The 19,550-nt window shown below is 59.4% G+C and carries 21 protein-coding genes and 1 pseudogene; 9 read left to right on the forward strand and 13 right to left on the reverse strand.

Annotated elements, in window-relative coordinates:
* Positions 1-57: 57 nt before the first annotated feature.
* Complete coding sequence (locus tag EHF44_RS27885) at positions 58-378, forward strand: H-NS histone family protein (protein WP_124687000.1); 321 nt, start codon at positions 58-60, stop codon at positions 376-378.
* A gap of 198 nt (positions 379-576) precedes the next feature.
* A complete protein-coding gene (locus tag EHF44_RS27890) occupies positions 577-1,080 on the forward strand; it encodes a fumarate hydratase (RefSeq protein WP_124687001.1) in 504 nt (167 codons plus the stop codon).
* 727 nt (positions 1,081-1,807) lie between these two features.
* Here EHF44_RS27890 and EHF44_RS27895 read toward each other — a convergent pair.
* From EHF44_RS27895 to EHF44_RS28925, 4 genes are read right to left on the reverse strand one after another with little or no spacing between them, the layout of a single operon-like run.
* On the reverse strand, positions 1,808-2,686 hold the full coding sequence (locus EHF44_RS27895) for an NAD(P)-dependent oxidoreductase (RefSeq protein WP_124687002.1): 879 nt from the start codon (positions 2,684-2,686) through the stop codon (positions 1,808-1,810).
* A gap of 54 nt (positions 2,687-2,740) precedes the next feature.
* On the reverse strand, positions 2,741-3,268 hold the full coding sequence (locus EHF44_RS27900) for a TetR/AcrR family transcriptional regulator (RefSeq protein WP_253700439.1): 528 nt from the start codon (positions 3,266-3,268) through the stop codon (positions 2,741-2,743).
* A complete protein-coding gene (locus EHF44_RS28815) occupies positions 3,154-3,804 on the reverse strand; it encodes a DUF3363 domain-containing protein (RefSeq protein WP_367613720.1) in 651 nt (216 codons plus the stop codon). Before EHF44_RS28815 ends, EHF44_RS27900 begins: the two co-directional genes overlap by 115 nt.
* Positions 3,791-3,913, reverse strand: coding sequence for a hypothetical protein (locus EHF44_RS28925; protein ID WP_301337495.1), 123 nt, complete (start codon positions 3,911-3,913; stop codon positions 3,791-3,793). The genes EHF44_RS28815 and EHF44_RS28925 overlap by 14 nt, the downstream gene beginning before the upstream one ends.
* Positions 3,914-4,212: 299 nt before the next feature.
* On the opposite strand from EHF44_RS28925, the gene EHF44_RS28535 reads away from it, so the two are divergent.
* The gene (locus EHF44_RS28535; protein ID WP_172966220.1) at positions 4,213-4,428 is read left to right on the forward strand and encodes a hypothetical protein; all 216 of its coding nucleotides are present in this window, start codon (positions 4,213-4,215) and stop codon (positions 4,426-4,428) included.
* A gap of 409 nt (positions 4,429-4,837) precedes the next feature.
* Positions 4,838-5,635 carry a gamma-glutamyl-gamma-aminobutyrate hydrolase family protein gene (locus EHF44_RS27915; RefSeq protein ID WP_124687004.1) on the forward strand — a complete coding sequence of 266 codons (798 nt, stop codon included), beginning with the start codon at positions 4,838-4,840 and terminating at the stop codon, positions 5,633-5,635.
* Between the two features lie 114 nt (positions 5,636-5,749).
* On the opposite strand, the gene EHF44_RS27920 is transcribed toward EHF44_RS27915, so the two are convergent.
* A complete protein-coding gene (locus EHF44_RS27920) occupies positions 5,750-6,607 on the reverse strand; it encodes an AraC family transcriptional regulator (RefSeq protein ID WP_124687005.1) in 858 nt (285 codons plus the stop codon).
* Between the two features lie 115 nt (positions 6,608-6,722).
* On the opposite strand from EHF44_RS27920, the gene EHF44_RS27925 reads away from it, so the two are divergent.
* A complete protein-coding gene (locus EHF44_RS27925) occupies positions 6,723-8,132 on the forward strand; it encodes a PLP-dependent aminotransferase family protein (RefSeq protein ID WP_124687006.1) in 1,410 nt (469 codons plus the stop codon).
* Between the two features lie 28 nt (positions 8,133-8,160).
* On the opposite strand, the gene EHF44_RS27930 is transcribed toward EHF44_RS27925, so the two are convergent.
* The 7 genes and pseudogenes from EHF44_RS27930 to EHF44_RS27960 form a co-directional block, all read right to left on the reverse strand.
* Positions 8,161-8,673, reverse strand: a complete 513-nt coding sequence (locus EHF44_RS27930) for a YkgB family protein (protein WP_124687007.1) — start codon at positions 8,671-8,673, stop codon at positions 8,161-8,163.
* 256 nt (positions 8,674-8,929) lie between these two features.
* Positions 8,930-9,880 (reverse strand): AraC family transcriptional regulator, encoded by a 951-nt coding sequence (locus tag EHF44_RS27935; RefSeq protein WP_124687008.1) that lies wholly within the window; start codon positions 9,878-9,880, stop codon positions 8,930-8,932.
* A 226-nt stretch (positions 9,881-10,106) separates the two neighbouring features.
* Positions 10,107-10,556: pseudogene (locus EHF44_RS27940) on the reverse strand (GNAT family N-acetyltransferase).
* Positions 10,557-10,676: 120 nt separating this feature from the next.
* Positions 10,677-11,372: a glutathione S-transferase N-terminal domain-containing protein gene (locus tag EHF44_RS27945; RefSeq protein ID WP_124687009.1), complete on the reverse strand. Its 696-nt coding sequence runs from the start codon at positions 11,370-11,372 to the stop codon at positions 10,677-10,679.
* A gap of 155 nt (positions 11,373-11,527) precedes the next feature.
* The gene (locus tag EHF44_RS27950) at positions 11,528-12,073 is read right to left on the reverse strand and encodes a carboxymuconolactone decarboxylase family protein (RefSeq protein ID WP_124687089.1); all 546 of its coding nucleotides are present in this window, start codon (positions 12,071-12,073) and stop codon (positions 11,528-11,530) included.
* Positions 12,074-12,110: 37 nt separating this feature from the next.
* Positions 12,111-12,746 carry a nitroreductase family protein gene (locus EHF44_RS27955; RefSeq protein WP_124687010.1) on the reverse strand — a complete coding sequence of 212 codons (636 nt, stop codon included), beginning with the start codon at positions 12,744-12,746 and terminating at the stop codon, positions 12,111-12,113.
* A gap of 267 nt (positions 12,747-13,013) precedes the next feature.
* Positions 13,014-13,940, reverse strand: a complete 927-nt coding sequence (locus EHF44_RS27960; protein WP_124687011.1) for a LysR family transcriptional regulator — start codon at positions 13,938-13,940, stop codon at positions 13,014-13,016.
* A 1,196-nt stretch (positions 13,941-15,136) separates the two neighbouring features.
* Between EHF44_RS27960 and EHF44_RS28930 the strand changes: the two genes are divergently transcribed.
* From EHF44_RS28930 to EHF44_RS27975, 4 genes are all read left to right on the forward strand, one after another.
* Positions 15,137-15,259 carry a hypothetical protein gene (locus EHF44_RS28930; protein WP_301337496.1) on the forward strand — a complete coding sequence of 41 codons (123 nt, stop codon included), beginning with the start codon at positions 15,137-15,139 and terminating at the stop codon, positions 15,257-15,259.
* Positions 15,260-15,687: 428 nt separating this feature from the next.
* The gene (locus tag EHF44_RS27965; protein WP_124687012.1) at positions 15,688-16,470 is read left to right on the forward strand and encodes an alpha/beta hydrolase; all 783 of its coding nucleotides are present in this window, start codon (positions 15,688-15,690) and stop codon (positions 16,468-16,470) included.
* Positions 16,471-16,962: 492 nt separating this feature from the next.
* A complete protein-coding gene (locus EHF44_RS27970) occupies positions 16,963-17,346 on the forward strand; it encodes a VOC family protein (protein WP_124687013.1) in 384 nt (127 codons plus the stop codon).
* A 492-nt stretch (positions 17,347-17,838) separates the two neighbouring features.
* Positions 17,839-18,255, forward strand: a complete 417-nt coding sequence (locus tag EHF44_RS27975; RefSeq protein ID WP_124687014.1) for a hypothetical protein — start codon at positions 17,839-17,841, stop codon at positions 18,253-18,255.
* A gap of 259 nt (positions 18,256-18,514) precedes the next feature.
* On the opposite strand, the gene EHF44_RS27980 is transcribed toward EHF44_RS27975, so the two are convergent.
* Positions 18,515-19,465: a LysR family transcriptional regulator gene (locus EHF44_RS27980; protein WP_124687015.1), complete on the reverse strand. Its 951-nt coding sequence runs from the start codon at positions 19,463-19,465 to the stop codon at positions 18,515-18,517.
* Positions 19,466-19,550: the final 85 nt, after the last annotated feature.

The following is a 19,550-nucleotide window of genomic DNA, read 5'->3' on the forward strand; positions in this document are numbered from 1 at the left end:
CGGGAAGGTTTTTGTTATAGGATGGTTCTCATCCACATTATTTTTCGGAGTTCTTTCATGGCAACCTACAAGCAGTTGATGGCGGAAAAAGCCGCTTTGGAGGCAAAGCTCAACGAAGTCCGGGCGGAAGAAGTGGCTGGTGTCATCGCGAAAATCCAAGAGCTTATGGCCGACTACGGCCTAAGTGTCGAGGATATTGCTGGTAAGCGCCGACGTGGCCGTCCGGCAAAAAACGGCTCCACTACTGCGCCGAAGACTCCGCTGCCGCCGAAGTACATGGATCCGAAGACCGGCAACACGTGGTCCGGTCGGGGACGGGCGCCTGCTTGGCTTGGCAAGAATCCCAAGCGTTTTCTGATTGCTGAGGAAGCTGCCTGACAAGCGTGTAGTGCTGATGTTGATGCCCTGAAGGCATTTTCCTGGGCATGAGTTGATAGGATTGCAAGCTGTTACGATAAGTCGCGGCTTGCGAAATCGCTTTTTTCGAGATTGCGGATGTGCAGTGAATGGCATCTGCAACCGTTCGCTGCTACACTCCGCCTCCGTTGAAAATCCCTTTCCACGGAGAAACTCCAAATGGCCGTAACGAAGACCACAGCAACCACGCAAGCACGCACGCCCAAGAAAGCAGCTATCCCGGCAAAGAAGGCCAGCGTCCTGGCTCGCGAAGTGAAGGCTGCACAAAAGCAATTGGACAAGCTGCGCGCAGATCTGGCAAAGCAAGCCGCTGCTGGTAAGAAGGCCGTCGTTAAGGCACGCGCCGAACTGCAAAAGCTGAAGGAATCGGCTCGCGCCGCACTGGCAGCCGAAAAGGCTGCTGCCAAGGCGACGGCGTCGGCCAAAGCCAAGACCGCAAAGAAGCCCGCAGCGAAGAAAGCAACCGCCACGACGACGTCCAAGACGGTAAAAGCCCCGAGCGCTGCAAAGACCCCGAAGGCAACGCCCGAAAAAACCCGTCGCTCCACTGCGGTCGCCAAGCCGGCACAGCCCGCCCAGCCTAAGACGGCCAAGAAGTCGGCACCGACGACTCGTCGTACCAAGGCTAGCGTCGCAACAACGTCGGAAGCCGTAGCGGTCTAATTTGCGCCCTGGTTAGTCGCCCCGCGACGCCTTGCTGCTAAGAGGCGATTGCGGGGAATTCAGGTCTCTCTCCCGACGCAGATCGCCGGGACGTGTTTCTAGCGATTCAATATGCGCAGGGCATAAAGGCCACCTGCCTCCACGCTTGCTGGACGATTCTCCGCAGACTCTCCGCATTCCTCCCAACGCATCACCCGCAACCCTTGAAAAGTACGCCGCACGCTGTCGCGCAACCTTGGTTACCTCATCCGAATTGGTACTTTGACGACCATTTCGACGATGCCCAGGTGGCATTAGCTTGTGTCGAACCTAACCGGCGATTCTTGCGGGGCGGCACAGTATTTTCCTCCCCGCAGCGTTGGCAAAGCACTCTATCGACGAGTCAGTAATGGGCGATCCGCCACGTTGGGTTGTGGCTGCACATTGAGGCCTCTGTGTCCATGCCTCCGCGTTTCAGCTTCGCAAGACACGAACGACACGCTGTCTCCCGGCCAATAATGGGGATTTGTGATGGGGGTTGGACAGAGCAAGCGCCCCACGATAGATATGCACTACAGTTCTGGTCGAGTGGAAGGCTTGGCGGTCAGACCGGTGGCCTCGGGCGACCGCCCCAGACCCGCACCGCTCGGGTAGGCCAGCGGCTGCGCATAGTAGAGTGGCGGCCGTCAGGCCGCAGGCGCAGCCGGCAGCCACGACAGGCTGGCCGGAACGGCTTGGGCATCGGCGTTCATGCCTGCCCGGCGCGGCGCGCCGACGAGCGCGACAAGGCGGCCCAATCCAGATGGCCTTCGCCGTGCGCGAGGCTTTCGATATGGGTGTCGCGCAGCGCGCTGGCCAGTGGCAGCGGCACGTGGACCTGCTCTGCGGCTTCCAGCGCCAGACGCACGTCCTTGAGTCCGAGCGACAGCTTGAATCCGGCCGGCTCGAAGCGTTCGTCGGCGATGGCCTGCCCGTAGCCCTTATAGACCGGCGCGGCGAACACCGTAGACGTGACCAGTTGCAGAAATCCGGCCTTGTCCACGCCATGCCCCTGCGCCAGCGCCACGGCTTCGCCCATCGTGCCGATGGCGCTCGCGATCATGAAGTTCACTGTCAGCTTGGCGGCATTGGCTTGTTCGGGCCGCTCGCCCATGTGCCATGTCTTCTGGCCGAGCACGTCGAACAGCGGCTGCACGGCGGCCAGCGCCCGCGCCTCGCCGGCGGCCAGGATGTTGAGTTGTCCTGCCTCGGCCACGTTGACCCGGCCGAGCACCGGCGCGGCGACGTAGCCCACGCCTTGCACCCGGTGCCGCGCCGCCAGTTCTTCGGCCAGTGCAACCGATACCGTTGCCATGTTGACGTGGATCGCACCGGGCTTGAGCACGGCCAGCGCCCCCGCGTCCAGCACGGCGGCGCGCGTGGCAGCATCGTCGGCGAGCATCGAAATCAGCACGTCGGCATCATCGGCTGCCTCGTCGGGCGTTGCCGCGATCTGCGCGCCGAGCGTGGCCAGCTTTGCTGCCGGTGCCGGAGAGCGGTTCCAGCCGCGCACCGCATAGCCGGCGTTGACCAGGTTGGCGGCCATCGGCAGCCCCATCGTGCCAAGGCCGAGGAAAGCGATCTTCATGTATCTGCTCCTTGATCAAATGGAATCGTTCGTTTCCTAAATTGGTAAAAAAAGTCAGGTCAGTACCTTGAGTGCCGTATCGACGACGGCCTGCATCTGAGCGCGGCTGCTCCCGGTCTTGCCGACCACACGCATGCCTTGCGTCAGGCACAACAACATCCGTGCGCAGACTTCGGCATCGACGTGTGTCGCGATCGAGCCATCTGCCTGCCCCTGGCGGATCAGGTCGGCCAGCATGGACTCGTTGCGAGCCAGCGCGGCAGCGATGTGGTCGGCCACGGGCTTGTCGAACGTCGAAAGCGCCACCGTGCTGCTGACGACGAGGCAGCCTTGGCGGCCTGTCGCTCCTTGGGCTGATTCCGCATAGAAGGTCAACGCAGCGCGCAGCCGTTGCCGGCCGGTGCCGCCATCGCCGATGGCCTGTCGCAGTTTCTCCGTCCGCAGGGCGCGGTAACGGTCGAAAGACGCTAGGAACAGCGACCGCTTGTCCTTGAACGCCTTGTAGAGACTGCCTTGGGCCAGCCGCATGGCGCGGGTAAGGTCGGTGATCGACGCGCCGGCGTAGCCGCGTTCGCTGAACACGCGCACGGCCTGGTCGAGCGCTTTGTCGGCATCGAACTCGCGTGGACGGCCCCTGCTGCGGGGGAATGATGCGGCTGATGGTTGTGTGGGCATGCCGGATACAACATATATTGGAAATGCTTGATTCCAAATATAGCACCTCCCCGCCTGTTTGGTCGAGCGGCAACCACCAGCCAAGGTGGATGCCACACTGGAACGCTCTCGCTGGATTGCTGCGTGAAGACGCCTCGTTGCCTACCGGTTTCCCAAGACACGCCGCCGCCGCGCGCTGTTGCCGCAAGCTGCTGCCCCAGCCGCTGTTCGATCACCGGCCACCACGGCACCGACCTGAGCCCCATGCCGTCATCGAGCATGGCGTAGCGCCCGCCGGCAAGCATGACGAAGGGCCGGTAGATGCCGGCCGCCGACCGTGACACACCTCGCGAGGTTAAGCACGCCGCAGTTCGATCTTCGATCGGCACTTCAAGCGGCCGTAATTTATACAGCCCAAGAAGGGACAGTCGACGTTGGTGACCGTCTTCATCAGCCCTCCACATCGCGCGCAACTGGGCCGCCAATACTCTCCCTCAGTAGCAATAATACGGCCTTGCGGGAGACGTCGAGCATCCGAAGACGATCGACCATATCCTGGCCGTCGATGGTCATGATGCGTGCGGCGGCGGCTTCCGCGGAATGCGTTCTGCGCAGCGCTGCGCGGTTGCTGTGCGTCTACACAGGGGAAATTGCAGCGCCCGGCGTCCGCAGGCAAATCAAGAGCCTTCACCAGTTCACCAGCTTCCTCGCTCAATCAGGCGGCGTTGCGTTAGCGCAATAGCCTTGCCGCGAAGATTGAGTTGATGCTCAGGACGTAGCCAAGGCCCAGCGCGGGTGAGGCTCTGAGTCCGGCTGATTTCGCCCACAGCGCCCAATTCTCCGGAAAATTTGTATGGCGCAGCAACACCTCTTTGAGCAACTCGCAGGGACGGCTCAAGCGCTGCAGTAACGATGGTGCGCAGACGGGAACGATTTCGCGGCCGAGAAGGTATTCCACTTGCATCCTGGCCGGCCAACGTCGCTTCGGGCGCTTCACCTCAAATCCAGATGTCTACATCGTCGCGGCTGAAGTCCTCATCGTGTCGAAACTGCCGCATCTCGACTTCTCTCTGGATGCGCCGCCCTGAAGCGCGCCAGGCGGGGAAGCAACCATTGAGTACCAAGCGTAGGAATACTCAGCCGTAGTTTCCCGTCAGCGCGGCGGACCCTGCAGTCGAATCGCGGCCGCTTCCTATGCCAGATGTGTCGCTCCGTCTACCTGCGCAATTGGCGGCCTTTTTTCGTCAGTGCCACACCCTGCGACGACGGCTCGAAAAACTAGCAATCGCCCAGATGACAGGCACTGGATTCTACCGACGACCGAGGTTTCCAACTGACGCGGACAATCGACCACAGTCCCCGCTGCGCGCTTCGGACTGCCATTGTTCTTCTCGAGCATGTTTTTATTGAGTCTGCTGTGATATTGCGCTCCGGTATTCAGCCCAGCAAAGTCTTCGCATACCATCGGCTGACTGCACATCACCAAAACGTCTGGCCATGGCATATCCTCCTAACCCTGCGTGTCAGACCATTCCGGCGCTTGTCGGAGTTGTTTGCAACCGGTTCTTTGTCGGTGGACACGACCAGCATGGCGCCAAGGAAAGGTATCGTCGCGCACTGAGCAACGTGGCCGGCGTTACACCGGTCTTCATTCCCGCGACTGGGACGATTACCGATGTCTCTTCCTATTTGCATGTCCTCTCTGGCTTGCTGTTCCCTGGGGGGACTTCCATTGTCAATCCGGCTCTCCATCAAGACGAGCTAGCAACGGGATTCCCGCTTGGTCCTGCGCGTGACCATGTCATCGTCCAATTGATGCGTGGCGCCGTGTCACGGGGAATGCCTATACTTGCGATCGACCGTGGCTTTCACGAGATGAACGTCGCCTTTGGAGGCACACTGCACTCTGCTCTCTGTGCGGCCGGTTACAACAAACACCATTGGGAAGGTTTGTCAGAGGCACTGGACACGCGCTATCGGTACAAGCACAGAGTTCACCTATCGTCCGACGGCATCCTCAGCGGCTGGCTGGGAACAGATGTAGCCCTCGTGAATTCCCTGCACATACAGGGCGTTCGCGCCCTAGGCGAAGCCCTGGTTGCCGAAGCCATTGCGCCAGACGGCTTGATCGAGGCTATGCGGGTCGTGGAGGCCCGCTTTGCAATTGGCGTTCAATGGCATCCTGAAGTCAGCGCGTGCACAGACCGACTCTCGCAATCGCTATTCGTGGGCTTTGGAGCCGCATGCCGTCGGTATAGGCGAAGCAAGGGAACGCGTGAAAGTGCGTCGGCATGAGCGACACTCGCTGCCCAGGGCCCGCGCATTGCAATTGTCGAAAGGAAACGTGCGGCTCGGGTGTGCACTGCGCAGGCGCCAGTCCAACGCAAAGTCCATGCTTTGCCATGTCACTTACGAGCGCTCTGAGCGGATGCGCCCCGGAGTGTTCCCCGCAATACGACGAAAGCATGTCGTCATATGCGAACGATCTGCGAAGCCGCAGTCGTGCGCAATTTGGACCAGCGGCGTGCTGGTTTCCAATAGCAATCGCGTGGCCCGGGCCACTCTTCGTCGCATGATGAACCGCAGCGGCGCCTCACCGGTCGAAGTGCGAAAAGCTCGCATGAAGTGCGCGAGACTCACTTCGGATATTGCCGCCAACTCTGTAAGGGCGATGTTCTCACCAAGATGATCTTCGATGTAATCGAGAATACGTCGCAAGCGAAACGGGGCGAGTCCTCCCTTGCAGGCCGCGCCTCGGCCGATTGTCTCGAGCCCGGCCAGTTCCACTGCGAGCATGCCGACCAGACTCTCGCAGTAAAGCCGCTGACCGATGCGCGGCGTGACGCATGCCAGTGCGAGCCGATCGGCCATAGCCCAAATCGGCTTGTTCTCGAACATGAGCCGCGAGCGGAATTTTGCCGCAGCCGTTGCGCTCCCGCATGCTTCACCCAGCAGCGTATCGTCGAAGTGGATCGCCACGCAACGAAAGCCGCGAATGAAACGGGTATAGCCGTAGGCTTCGCCGCCTTGCTCGATCAGACTCAAGTGATCACTGCCGTGATAGGCATCGACAAGCGGCTTGGATGGCGCGTAGCGTGCCTCAATACGGCCGCCGATCTCTCGCAAGGCCGCCCGCAGACTAACTCGCTGCGATCCAATCGGACGCGCCACGTCTTGCAATTCGCCGTATTCGAGGACTTCCACTTCTGTGTTTGCCCAGATGCCGCTGGTACGGCTTTGATGCACGTTTGTCACGATACGGACCACATTCAGTCTCCCACCTGAACGTGGTCCGTGCGCTCCGCTTGACCAACGCAACTGGAGCCCGCGATGGCACAGATATAAGAACCGAGTATTTCAATCAGTGTGTGTACGAAAGTATATGGACGCGACGCTACAAATCCACTTGGACCGGAAAGCAAAGATTCCCTTGTCAGAGCAGATTCGACTAAGTATTGCAAAGGCAATTGACACCGGGGTGCTCGCGCCGGGTACTCGATTGCCGTCGTGGCAAGACCTCGCGGCGCAACTCGGTGTAGCGCGCGGTACCGTTCAAGCGGCGTATGAGCGCTTGGCCGACGCACAGAGAATCGAGGCCTTTGGAGCGCGGGGTACCCGCGTCGCGCCTTGGCGGAGTACGCCAACCGCTCTGCCCGGATCGCTCGCTCACGGGGATTTTTTCCGTACCTATCTCGCAATGCATGCGGGGCCGGCCATATTTCAGCTTGGAATTCCGGCGTTAGGCTCATTACCGGACACGCTTTTCGCTCGCGCGCGCTCCTCAAATGTATTGAAAGTAGGATCTTCCTCGTCATTGGTCTATCCCGATCCCCGCGGGGAGTTAGAGCTGCGCCGGGAGATTGGCGCTTATCTCGCGATTTCCCGGAACCTTCACTGCGTCCCAGAGCAGCTGTTTATCACTTCCGGATACAGCGCCGGTCTCGGGCTCGCACTACGCGTACTCGGGCTCGACCGTAAAAAGGTCTGGATGGAGGAGCCCGGCTTCATGGTGACCCGAAAGGCGTTGGAACTCGCTCGCCTAGAGCGTGTTTTGGTCCCTGTAGATGCCGAAGGTTTGGATGTCGACTATGGAATCGAAAAGGCTTCAGACGCCGCGCTCGCTGTTGTGACGCCCGGCCAACAAGCACCTTTGGGTCCGACCCTGTCGTTACAGCGACGGCTTCAGTTGCTTGAATGGGCAGTATCCAGCGGCGCCTGGATTATCGAAGACGACTACCTCAGCGAATTGCAGTTGGAGGGCAGGGCTGCCCCCGCTCTGGCGTCTTTGGGAGAAAGCAATCGGGTCATCCATATCGGGACGTTCAGTAAGACCATCAGCCCGGGACTGCGGCTTGGATTCTTGGTGGCACCGGTTAATTTGATCAACGAATTCTCTGAAGTGGTGGCCTCGCTTTCCCCGGCGCCCTCGCCGATCATTCAGCTTGCCACAGCCCAGTTCCTGCGCGATGGGCACTACATCCGGCGCGTTCGTCGGCTCAAGCGCCTATATACAGCCCAGCGTGACGCGCTATGCGAGCAGTTGCGAACCCACCATGCGCTATGGACAAACGCGGGCCTAGCCATACTTCTCAGGCTCCCGCATGGCGCCCCCGACATACAAATCGCTCGAGAGGCGACAAACGCCGGGATGGCACCGTCACCGCTTTCCGGGTGGTTCGCGCAGCCGTCTTGTGGTTCGGCTGGCCTTCTTCTCGGGATTGCGACAGCACCTGAATCGCAAGTCGTGACTGCATGCAATCGTCTCTTTGAGATCATCGATCGCCATTGCTAACGCGGTACATTGAACCGGTTTGTACTCGCTAAACGTCAGGCGCTGCGGTGCCCAAACATGTGCTGCGGAGAGACGCCAAAAGAAGAGAGATCGATGCGGCGAGCAGAACGAGATCTTTAAGAAGGAACTGACCAGGCAGCGCTGAAATCGCCGGGAAGCCACCCGCTGTCGCTTCTGCTACGCCCGGTGTGCTCAGAAAGAACGTGAGCGTGATCAGATAGGTCGTAGTGGACATCGCTGCGCCTAAAGCGGAGAACCCAGGCTGGAAGGCTCCAAGAATCAGCGCCAAGGCGGTCGACAACTCCAGTACGCCAACGGCGTAACTTGCGCCTTGAACGCCAAAAAAGGCATGCAGCCAACTCATGATCGGACTGTTGGCGATGAAAGGCGCGATCCCGTGGGCTTCGTATGCGGTGAATTTCATCGCGCCAAACCAAAGAAAGATGACGACCAGTGCCCACCTCAGTGGGGCGAGAAGAGAGAGCGATTGGACGCCCTTTTCGGCGATTCTCAGACGAAATGCATTTGTATTGGCAGTCATTTTCTTTCCCTTTCAATGACGGTTGGTTGGACGCTTTCACTTTATCGCTGCACCCTAGCGGTTTCGAGACTGGAATGACTCAATATGATGCTTACAAGGATCAAGAAGACGGCCGTCGTCATGTCCGGCCACGGACAAGCTACGGTTACGCTGTATCGAAAATGGCAGCTTGGCATAGTCGATCGCGAGGGCTTGCGACCTTGCGGGTGGCGTGTGGCCGGGCTGCGCGAGGACGGCGCGTGACAAGCGAGGGGTATTACTCACCGTTGCGCGCCAGACGTCGCCATTGCCCCGGCGTCATGTTCATCCTGTTAGTGAATACCCGACGGAAGGCGGCAACGGACTGATATCCGACCGAGTCGGCCACCGCCTCCGTGGTCATCGTCGGCTTCTTCAATTCGTTGGCGGCTATGCTTATCCGGATATCAGTTAGCAGGTCGTTTGCCGAGCGCCCGAGCGTGGACTGAAAGTGCCGCATAAACGTGGCGCGGGACATATTGCACAAGCCTGCTAGGTCGGACAGACTCCAGGGCCGAGCCGGATCGGCGAACATGGCTGAAATAGCCGGGGCCAGTCGTGGGTGGCCGGCAAGCGCCAATAAGCCCTCGGGCGACTGCTCCAACTCACTCGCGGCGCGCAGCACAAGAGTGAATAGCGCGAAGCTCAGCGCGTTGAGCATGGCGTTGCCTCCGGGCTTGTCGCCGGTAGCCTCCATGCGCATCAGTCCCACGAGGCTTGCAAGATCTGTCGAGGCCGACATGATGCCGTCTTCCCCGTCTACGGACCGTACCACCAACCTTTCCGGAAGATAATCGCGGATGATCCGATCATGGGGCGACCGGATACAAAACCGCCCGCAAAGCATGTCGAGACGTTCCCCGTCGCCGTCGTTCTCGCTAAGCAGGAATCCCGCGGAGCCCTGTCGATTGTTGGTCAGACGGGGTGCGTGTCCGCTGCCATCGTGCAACACATGGGCCGACCCGTGCGGTAACAGTACGATATCGCCGCCCAGGAGCTCCTTAAATGAGCCTGTCTGTGGATCCTCAAGAATGGCCCTACCCTTGAGGACGACGTGGTAAGGAATTTCATGCGGTGCGGACTGATCCCATGCGACACGCCATGGCGCGCCATAGATGCAGCGAACCTCAAGTTGGCCTGTGACGTTGATCATTTGCAGGAGTTGGCTCAACCAGTCGACTTGGGACATAGGACCTCGAAAACATCAAGCGCTAGAGCGAAATATACTGATTTGGTCGCACATCTGTTATACCGGACCGATGGTCTGAGCCGGCACGCGCATCAGCACCCCGCCCGTCTGCGCGGCCGCCCGGCTGCCCGGCTGCGGGAAGGGCGATCACCCTGTCCGGCATAGAAGGGCAGGAGCGATCCCCGCGCTGGCCAGGTCCTGACGATGGTGTATTCGCGTCAGCGGATTAGCGCAAGCGCCTTCGATACTGGACGAAACCCGTACGTGCAGCGACGCGGTCGTAAAGCTGCATGCCGCGATGGTTAGATTCGTGTGTCAGCCAGTGCACACGAGGCGCACCCCAGCGATTCGCATGCGCGCAAACATGCTCGATGAGTGCACGACCGATGTCGGACCCGCGCGCATGGTCCACCACGAACAGATCCTGTAGGTAGCAATCGTCGCCGACTGTCCAGACAGAACGATGGTAGGTGACATGCACAATCCCAGTGCCTGTTCGCCTACGATGGCCAGCGCTGCATACATTGGTTCGTTAGGGTCTAGAAAGCGCTGCCAGGTATCGTGTGTCACGGAGTCCGCGATCTCTACGTTATAGATTCGCTAATAGCTTTTCCAAAACGGCAGCGAGGTGTTGAAAATCTTGGCAATCGATGGCCCTGACCGTAATGGTTTGCATACGATCTCCCTGCGATACGTGGTGTGCGTTGCAGCGCCGGTCGTCACATATGGCATGCCAAGCCTGCCACATAGGCGACGTCGGTCGGCTGTGGGTTGCGGTGACTAGGGCAATCTTTGGCTAGGCTGCCGTCACTTCGAGTCCGCGTTGCACGCCGGGACGGCAGAGGCCACGGTCGAGCCACTGTTGAACACGAGCAAAGCGTTCGAAGCCGACGAGCTCACGGGCTTCGTAAAAGCCGATCAGATTGCGCACCCAACCTAGCAGTGAGATATCGGCGATGCTATAGTCGCGCCCCATCACCCAGTCTCTGCCTGCGAGCCGTTCGTCAAGCACGCCGAGCAGCCGCGCTGATTCAGTTAGGTAGCGCTCGAGCGGGCGCTTGTCTTCATAGGCTTTGCCGGCAAATTTGTTGAAGAACCCAACCTGGCCGAACATCGGTCCGACACCGCCTACCTGCCACATCACCCACTGAATGGTTTCGTAGCGGGTGGCGGGATCAGTAGACAGAAACCGTCCCGTCTTGTCCGCGAGATAGATCAGGATCGCTCCCGATTCGAACAACGCCAGGGGCTGTTCACCTGGCCCATGCGGATCGTAAATCGCAGGAATCTTGCCATTCGGGTTGAGCGCGACAAATGCCGGATCATGGTGCTCGTGAGCGATGATGTCGACGCGATGCGGCTCATAAGCGAGACCCGTTTCTTCCAACATGATGCCCACCTTCACGCCGTTTGGCGTCGGTAAGGAAAACAGCTGCATTCGATCGGGGTGCCGTGCAGGCCAGCGCGAAAAAATTGGATGATTGAGGGTCACTGTCTTCCTCGAGATATTGTCAACTTGTACAAAGATTACCGAGGCACCCCAAGACACATGCTTTGGGATACCTCAGACCTTCGTTGTTACGTCAGGCTCCACCGCTCAATACTTCGGCCGATTCTCGGTGCGAAGCCGATGGCGCTTGATTTGGCTCAAATCGATCCCGCCGGTGCCACAGCAGGGAAGTCTTTATCTGGATCGAACACGTTGTTAAAGTAGTTGGTGAGCGAGTACATGGCTACGAGCGCGACGATCTCCATGAGATTGGCATCTGTGTAGCCGGCTTCGCGAACGGCGCTCAGATCGGCGTCGCTGACTTGGCCGCGGGTCAAGATGACCTTGCGTGCAAACTGCAGTGCTGCATCGCGCTTGGGCTCACTGGCGTGCCCCTTGCGGGCCAGGAGGATTTCGTCGGGGGGCAACTTGGCCATGTGCGCGGCCGTAAAGCTATGCACGGTCAGGCAGTAGTTGCAACCATTCACCTCGGACACAGCCAGGCCGATACCGTCGCGCGTCTTTACATCGAGCGCCTTGCTCAGGCCGGCTAGGAGCGTCGCCCATGCGTTAAACGCAATCGGACTCTGCGCGAAGCTCGCCATCATGTTCGGCGTGAAGCCGATGTTTCTCGTGAATGCATCGAGCGTCGCCCTCGATTCGGCCGGTACCTGTTCCGAGTTCAGCACTGCGGTTCTTGCCATCATGGACTCCTTGGATAAATGGAAAAGTGATTGACGGTTAAACGAGATCCAGCACGTCGGCCACGGGCAGGCGCGGCTTCTGCGCCCAGTTTCCGGGACGCTCGACGCCCACGGAGAGCAGCATGACCGGCACCTCGTTGGCTGCCAGTCCAAACTCTCTATGCACCGCCTCGGCATCGAAGCCGATCATCGGGGTCGACCCCAGGCCCAGCGACCGGGCCGCGTAGATCATTGCCGCCGCGCCGAACGTGCCGGTGCGCACGGCTTCATCCCGCTGGCGTTGCGGATAGTCTTGGTATAGATCGCGTGCGGGGTTTTCCCACTCGGGCACCATCGCTGCCGGCATAACGCCAGCCGCCACCAGTGGCGCCAGACGTTCCGGAATCACGCTGGCATCGGCCAGTTGGCCGACGATGATGAAGGTCACGGCGGCGTCGGCGATCGCAGGCTGGCTCCAGGCAATCGGGCTAAGCTTGGCCTTGGCCGCCGCAGTGCGTACGGCGATAAAGCGCCAGTTCTGCATGTGGAACGACGTCGGCGCGGATGTGCCGATGCGCACCAGCTCGCGAATCTGGTCGTCGCTCAGGGCGGCGGCCGGGTCGTAGTACTTGGCCGCGCTGCGGCTCAGAATGCATTCAATAACGGCGTTGGTCATGTTGATTGCGGTGGTCATGTTGATCTCCGAGGTCGAAGTCATGCGCCGAAGGCCATTGGGCAAGGCGGCGCGAACTTCCGGCGCGAACGTTTCATAAGTTAGTTGTGAGCCTCCACTTTAGGTGTGTCGGGTAGCGATTTCGAGTCTGTTTTTGCTCAAAAAAGTGCTCAAAAGGATCAGGTGCATATGACCTTCAAGGCGCAAGGGCAGCACCGGGCCACCGCGCCTCAGGGGGTGCGTCGTACGTGACATGCGAGGGCAATAAATCCTTGGTATGTGTCTGGATCAGGCCGCGAGCTTTGGCGCCTCAGCACTGAAATGCGGATGCCGGGAAAATATGTCGGCAGCCCAGTTCACGAACACCCGCACCTTTGCCGACAGGTGCCGATTCTGCGGATACATCGCGGAGATCGGTATTGGGTCGGTCTGCCACCCGGACATGATTTCCACCAGCCGGCCACTGCCGACATAAGGCGCGGCTGTCGCCCGTGACATGCGTGCAATGCCGTGGCCGTCCAACGCGCAGCCAAGAAGGACATCGGTATCATTCGTGGCAATCACTGAGGGCAGCAGCACTTCGCCGCGTTCGCCGCCGCAAGCGAGCGACCACGGCGTCGCGCGTCCGGTGCGGTTCGACAGAAAATTCACCGCCTTGTGCTGCGCCAGTTCGGTAAGATCCTCTGGCGTGCCGAAGCGGCGCAGATAGATCGGCGACGCATAGAGGGCCAGCCGCAGCCAACCTATGCGGCGTGCCACCATGGCTTCTTCCAGCGCGCCCACGCGCAGCACCACGTCGACGCCTTCTTTTAGCAAGTCAATCGGCTTGCCGTTGCTGGTCAGTTCGAGCCGGAGCTCCGGATACGCATTGCAGAAGTCATGCAGTTGCGGCAGCAGGATCATTTTCGCGATCCCGCTCGTGGTGTCTACGGTCAGCGTGCCGCGCGGCGAGTTGTTATGGCGCGTTAGCAGATACTCCGCTTCGTCGATATCGGCCAAGATGCGCACGCAGCGTTCGTAGTAGGCGGCGCCATCGGTAGTCACGCTGATGCGACGCGTCGTCCGGTGCAGCAGCTTGACCGCAAGATGCGTCTCCAGCTTCTGGATCAGCCTGGTAAGCGTGGCCTTGGGAAGATTCAGCGATTCCGCGGCGCCCGCAAAGGTACCCACATCCACCACCCGCGTGAAAGCCTGCATCGAGACGAGACGATCCATGACGACAGCTCTCCAAAGGCGTAGGGCTTAGAGACCGTCTCACGCTTGGCGCTGGCCGAGTGAATAGGAGACCGTCTTGGTGTCCGCATTCTGTACGGTTGGCGGCGCGATTTGAAGAACCAAGATTTTCGCTTTCGTGTGTACCAAGAATGAAATGCACGAAGGTGCGTTGACGGAACCGGCCAAGCACACTAATAGTCAGGACGATGTGCTTGCGCCGCCTCGACTTCTCGGATGCGTTAAACGACGCTGATGGTTCGGTAGTAGCCTAGCGCCTGCCAGCACCCTGCTAAGGGTGGTCTATTGCAGACACCGGATGCGGATTCAACCGGTCAACGCAACAGCTTTTTGGAATCGTTCAGCCATGTATCGGACTCTAGTGTTTTGCGTGGACGATAGCGTGCCGTCTTCCATGCCGCTGGCGACGAGTGGCAAGCTCAAGCACGTGGTGTCGTTGCGGCCAAGCGCCCATGGACCCTGACAATCCGACGGTGGCCAAAGATGGACTTCCCAGTTCGAAAAATGAAGAACTGGTTTGCGCTACTGGCACCCGCTGGCACACCGGGAGAGATTGTCGCTCTGCGCTACCACGTACTTGCTCTGGCAAACTCTGCTTCGTTCGGCTTCGGGCCCGCCAGCCCAACCTACACATCGAGCGTATCGAGGTAGCGCTTGCCGCGCTTCCAGAGACTGATGCGAAGTTCCTTCGCGAACTAGCTAAGGCGTTCCAGTGCTATGTAAAGCTTGCTGCCGTCTTTCGCATCTTCATCAGATACCACGATGAAAGTCCGCAGGTCGAGGTGTCATCGATCCGTTATTACGATGTGGACAATCCTAACGACGGAGCAAAGAGACGATGCTCACTCTCTACCGGGCCGGCTTCAACCGACGTTTGATCGGCTTGACACGATGGGCGCTGGGTCCGAAATCAACCCAAAAGGAGACATCCGTGGTGTCGCGCCTGGATGTCTCACATGGGTCGACACCGTCCCGTTGCGATAATGGCCGGGGTATCGCTATAACCCAGGGCCCGGCATCGGCGCCCCCCGCCCAAACCCCTCCGGTGCCGCCACCGGCGCGTTTCTTCAACGGATAGTTCAAAAAGGAAAAGACCGCGCTTCCACGCGATAGCCTTCCTGTTGCATTCCCTAGAATCACCTCGTCTCGAATCTGGACAAGTGCACCAGGGAGTCAACATGTGGATCGGCGGTCTCGCCTTGCGCAGACCCTATGCCTTCATCGTGCTCGCCATCCTGCTGTTGCTGGGCGGCGTGGTGGCCGTCCTGCGCATGCCGACGGGGAGGGAGCGAACACACTAGCTATCCCCATCGGGACCATCATTTCCCGTCTTTTCCGTGCCAAGAAATCACTGCGCGAACTGATTGACGGCGAGACATTTCATCCGCCTCTTCAGATTCTTAAACGGCCGCCCTGTTGCCCCAGCGTCGACGGCGAGCTAGACGCCACATCGGGGGGAAAAATCGAGGCGATGATTGCGAGTAAGCCAACGCGGTTGTGTTGAAATCGAGCGGATCCGGCTCGAATCACAACGCCTGCGCGAGGCCAGCCCCTGCTGACACCCGGCGGGGCGCGATCCATTTCGCATCCGTGGGCCTCTGCGTGACCGCTTTCATCCCAACCCGAGTTAAAAAAATGAAGAGCGGTGGGAATAGCGGTGCATGCGGTTCGTCCTACTGGAACCCAACGCTTGAATGCTTCATGCGTATGACCATCGAAAGGATCGAACATGAAACTGACCCACACCCTCCTGGCCGCCATGGCCACCGTCGCAGCCACCGTCACGCCCGCCGCCTGGGCCGATGACAACAGCACCATCAGCACGGCACCGATCCGCAATGTAGTGCTCGTCCATGGCCTTTACGCCGATGGATCGAGCTGGCAGAAAGTCATCGCGCAGTTACAGGAGAAAGGACTGCATGTGACCTCCGTGCAGAATCCGACAACGTCACTCGACGCGGACGTCGATGCGGTAAAGCGCACGCTGGCCCAGCAGGACGGTCCGACCTTGCTCGTTGCTCATTCTTACGGTGGCATGGTGATTTCTCAGGCCGGTGACGATCCGAAGGTCGCCGGGCTTGTCTATATCGCGGCGCGCGCGCCGGATGCTGGCGAAGACTATGCAGCGCTTACACGCAAGTTCACGCCTACGCCGGCTTCGCAAGGGCTGCAATGGTCAGGCGACGGATATGGCAAGCTGTCCGAGCAGGCGTTTGTGAAGGACTTCGCCGGTGACCTGCCCGTTAAGGAAGCGAAAGGCTACCACGCGGTACAGCAGCCAATGGGTAAGGCCATCACGATGGCAAAGACAACGATCGCAGCGTGGCATCAGAAACCCACCTGGTATGCGGTGTCGACGGAGGACCGCACCATCGACCCCAACCTTCAGCGCTTCATGGCGAAGCGCATGGGCGCACATACGATCGAAATTGCGTCCAGCCACGTATCACTTCTGTCGCATCCCGCCGAAGTCAGCAATCTGATTCTCGACGCGGCGAATCATCGTCAGTGATTCGCAACCGGGTATCCCACACGAAGAGCACGTCAATGCCAAGGTAACGCTGTCGTGCCCTTCCTCCCAGATTGTCCCCTGATAGTAGGAATCGGCTTTACCGATCTTGGCACACGTGACTTGGCCCCCAGGCTACGGGCCGTTCCTTTCGACATTACGCTGGAACAATGGATTACAAAAGCTCTCCAAGGCGGCTCTTCAGCACCTTCTTGCTGTAGTCCCCCGCAATGGCGGCCTACTGAAGCGCTAATTGCATGGCGATTAATTGCATTTAATGCGAACAGTCGACTAGAGGCCCACACTACCCCGGAAGCGCCAAATGGGGCTATAGATACGACCTAAATAGCCATGGCCCAATAATTGTGCGCAGCCGCGGATCAATAATCACATTCACTTGTAATGCAATAGGCATCGACTATGTTGGAGCCAAAGCGAGACAGATGGGCGTCTTGCGCGAAGGGCATATAGCGATAATCGGAGAGGGGACGCATCATGGGTGTACAACTCAACCACACGATCGTCTGGTGCAGCGATAAAGAAAGATCGGCAAGGTTCCTCGTGGCCACTTTAGGGCTGCCAAGCCCCGTCCCCTTTGGGCAGATGCTGGTCGTCCAACTCGATAACGGTGTCTCGCTCGACTTCTTCGAGCGCGATGGCGCAATTTCCATGCAGCACTACGCATTCCTGCTCAGCGAGGAAGAGTTCGACCGCGTCTTCGCACGCGTTCGTGACAGAGGAATTCAGTACTGGGGGGACCCCAGCAAACGGCGGGCCAGCGAAACCTACCTGCACAATGGCGGCCGGGGAATGTATTTCGACGATCCTGACGGTCATTTTCTTGAGGTGATGACCCGCCCTTACGCGATCGGCGGCTAACGCGCGATCCGATCCGAGTCCTCCATGCTAATGAGTAGATTTCTGCGCAGATCGAACCGGTGCCGGCGGAAGCGTAGATCATCACGCGCCCTGGCAGCCGCTGTCTGACGTCGAGCGGGGAGCTTCAGCGAGGACCGGGTTCGGCTGTGGATTCAACTGGCCGATGCAACGGTCTGACGAACGTCTGCTCTACGAGCATGAACAGACGCTTGTTCGGCTTCGTGATCGATCCCGATCACGACAAGGTCTGTTTCGGCCCGTTTCGCCGCCTCTACCGGCATTCACAACAAGCCACTTAGCTCCCACCAAAGCCTGTGACGGAGCTTGATACCGCTTCATTGGCATGCGCTCCTCATGAGCTCCAGTTTGCCAAGCGAGACGCTGCAGGAAGTCAATATGTCAATGAGTCGTGCGCGCACGCATTGCAACTGTACCCTCGCCACGTCTCCGTTTGGAATCGTTACGTAGACCTCAGCGCTCGGTAAGAAATTGGTGAATCTGCGCGACCACCGCCGCACCTTCTCCTACAGCGGACGCGACCCGCTTATTGGAACCGCAGCGCACGTCGCCAACGGCGAACACGCCTTCGACGTTGGTTTGCAATGGGCAAACCGCCTCATTGTCATGAGGTACATCGCCTCCCGTCAGAACGAAACAGTTGTTGTGCAACTTCACATCAGAGCTCTTGAGTCACGAAGTATTTGGGTTGGCCCCAATGAACAAAAAAAGATGTTGCACGGTCATTGTCCCTTCAATGCCACCAATACCTCGATAGCGTACGGGTTCCAGATGGTGATCTCCTTCGAGGGCGACGAGTTCCCTGCCCGTGTGCAAAGTGAGGTTCGGCAACGCTCGGACACGCTCGACCAAGTACCGCGACATGCTGTAATCCAAGCTCTCCGCGCCTGATAAACATGTGGACGTGGGCAGCTTGCGACGAGAGGAACACTGCAGCCTGGCCGGCGGCCAGATTAAACTGCCGGTCCTCGGCGCCGTTTCCACGGCCCGGGTACCATCGCACTCCTGGTCGGTTGTGTCAGTTCATAAGCTTCCGCCTTGGGCTCAATAATTCGCGAAAGCACGCGTACGCGATGTCCGGTGGTTGGCGAACAGGGGACATCGAGACTTATTCGTTGAGTGACAAAGGTTGGGCAAGAGTCTTTTTACGCTATTTCCTTCGCTCTGGAGTGCCAGATCCATCAACCGGCGGCCGCAACCATGGAGGTGAAGACAAGTGTTCTGCCAGGTAATCGGCTAGCGCGCTGACCTTTGCAGGCCGAGTTCGTGCCGATGGTGTGACGAAGTACAGTCCGCCCCGTGTCAGGCTCCAGCCAGGCAGGATCGCCTCCAGCCGCCCATCGGCCAGATATTCGCCCGCCATGAATTCCGGCAACTCTGCAATGCCCTGCCCCGCTAGCAGCATCGGTAGAAACGCTTCCGAGTTGGTCACGCGCAGCGGCCCCACCGGCGTCACCGGGTGCTCCTCACCCGCGTCATTGGCGAAGCGCCAGACGTCGCCACGCGCCCGGTAGGCATACGAAAAGCATGGTCTGCCAACGAGATCGCGGGGATGGGCCGGGCGACCGAAAACGTCCAGGTACGCTGACGACGCCACCAAGATCTGTGAGACCCGGCACAACCGCCGGGCGATCAGCGAGGAATCCGGTAGTGCGGCAATGCGCAATGCCGCGTCAAATCCCTGGGCGACGATGTCTGTGGTGGCATCGGCCAAGTGTAGATCGATGGAGACCTCGGGATAGGCCTGGAAGAATGCCGGGAGCAGAGGCGCTACCCAGCGCACGCCAAAGGACATCGGCACAGCAAGGCGGATGAGGCCACGTGGCTGCGTCGACATTTCCCTAGCGGCACTCTCTGCCTCTTCGGCCTGCCGGTAGATGTCGCCCGCTTTTTCGGCAATCGTCGCGCCGAACTCCGTCAGCGCCAGTTGCCGTGAGGTGCGATTGAATAGCCGTGCGCCTAGCCGCTCCTCCAGCCTGGCAACGCCGCGCGACACGGTGGCCACGGACACGCCCATGACGCGCGCCGCCGCGGCAAACGACCCCTCTTCCGCCACCTTCGCAAACATCGCCAGCCCTTCGAAATCAGGAAACTTGATCATTTCATTTTTGCAAAGATGATTTGCGATCAATTCTATTTCGAAATGATGAGTCCGTCGATATGCTTCCTACATCGCCTCCCGCGGC

The sequence above is a fragment of the Cupriavidus pauculus genome, from assembly GCF_003854935.1.
GTDB lineage: Bacteria > Pseudomonadota > Gammaproteobacteria > Burkholderiales > Burkholderiaceae > Cupriavidus > Cupriavidus pauculus_C.